This is a genomic window from Microbacterium sp. CPCC 204701, assembly GCF_004010105.1.
Taxonomy (GTDB): domain Bacteria; phylum Actinomycetota; class Actinomycetes; order Actinomycetales; family Microbacteriaceae; genus Microbacterium.
In genome coordinates this window covers 1-1222 of record NZ_RRYE01000594.1, presented here as the reverse complement: position 1 = coordinate 1222, position 1222 = coordinate 1, and the positions used below count along the sequence as shown (strand labels likewise).

Sequence of the window (1222 nt, the reverse complement as noted above, 5' to 3'; positions counted from 1 at the left end):
GCCATCGCGCACCTCGAGGACGGCGTCATCGTGCGGGATGCGGCGCAGGCTCCGGCATCCACCCCCGTCGTGGTCACCGTCGGGCGCGGTTCGTTCGCCGCACGTTCGGAAGGCGAGGTCGCCGAGGCCGGGTCGGCCGGAGAGGCGAACCAGGCCCCGGCCGGGCAGGCCGAGAAGGCGAACTAGAATCATGCCTATGACCGAGACCAGCGGCGCCGCCACCGACGTCGCGACTCTCTCGTTCGAGCAGGCGCGCGACGAGCTCGTACGCGTCGTCGCCGAACTGGAGCAGGGCGCGCCGACGCTCGAGCACTCGCTCGCACTCTGGGAGCGCGGTGAGGCGCTCGCCGCGCGGTGCGAGGAGTGGCTCCTCGGCGCCAAGCGCCGCCTCGAGGCGGCCCGTGAGTCGGCCGTGCCCGGCGGGACCACGGAGGCGTGATGGCACGGGGTCCCCGCGTCGTCGCCGAGCTCGGCCGTCCCGAGACGCCCGACGAGACGGCCGCGCGCAAGGCCGAGTCGTCCCGCGTCTACCGCTCGAGTCAGAACGCGCGCAACCTCATCGCCGCGCTCTTGGTGACGCTCGCCGTCGTGGTCGTGATCATCTTCGCCGTCCCTCGCGGCACGCCGCCCGACCGCGAGCCCGTCGACGTCGCGGCGGTGGCCGAACGCATCGGCGACGCCGAAGGACGCCTCGCGATCGCCCCGGCGATGTCCGACGAGTGGGTCGTCAACAGCGCCCGCATCGAGAGCGACGGCTCGGTGCAGACGTGGACCATCGTCTACGCACCCGACGACGAGAACGAGCGGGGGTTCCTCCGCGTCGCGCAGGGATTCGACGCCGACGAGGCCTGGCCGGCGCGCGTGCTGTCGGGAGCCGCGCCCGAGGGCACCGTCACGGTCGACGGCGTCGAGTGGGACCGCTACGAGCTCGATCCCGCTCGCACGGCGAACATCTCTGGGGCGCTCGCGACGACGGCAGGCGCCGACACGATCCTGATCTACGGCGCCGCTTCGAGCGACGCTTTCGAGGAGGTCGCCGCCTCGGTCGCCGACGACGTGACCGCCCTGCGCGAGGAGGCCGAGTGACCGATCCGACGACGCGCCCCGAGCCGGCGCCCGCCAAGGCGTGGCACGAGATGCAGCGGGGCAACGCGCGCTTCGTCACCGGCGAACCGCACCACCCCCGCCAGGACGTCGACCGGCGCCACGAGCTCGCCGGCGG

At 73.6% G+C, this 1222-nt stretch carries 2 protein-coding genes and 1 pseudogene; all 3 read left to right on the top strand.

The window, feature by feature from the left end:
• A pseudogene (locus EIO58_RS18180) lies at positions 1 to 186 on the top strand (hypothetical protein); the annotation flags it as partial.
• Between the two features lie 10 nt (positions 187 to 196).
• Positions 197 to 439 (top strand): exodeoxyribonuclease VII small subunit, encoded by a 243-nt coding sequence (locus EIO58_RS18175; RefSeq protein ID WP_127820583.1) that lies wholly within the window; start codon positions 197 to 199, stop codon positions 437 to 439.
• Positions 439 to 1086: a DUF4245 family protein gene (locus tag EIO58_RS18170; RefSeq protein WP_127820582.1), complete on the top strand. Its 648-nt coding sequence runs from the start codon at positions 439 to 441 to the stop codon at positions 1084 to 1086. The genes EIO58_RS18175 and EIO58_RS18170 overlap by 1 nt, the downstream gene beginning before the upstream one ends.
• Positions 1087 to 1222: the final 136 nt, after the last annotated feature.

Excerpts from the sequence above, each read along its gene's own strand:
- EIO58_RS18175 (WP_127820583.1), top strand. The coding sequence starts at position 197 with ATGACCGAGACCAGCGGCGCCGCCACCGACGTCGCGACTCTCTCGTTC.
- EIO58_RS18170 (WP_127820582.1), top strand. The coding sequence starts at position 439 with ATGGCACGGGGTCCCCGCGTCGTCGCCGAGCTCGGCCGTCCCGAGACG.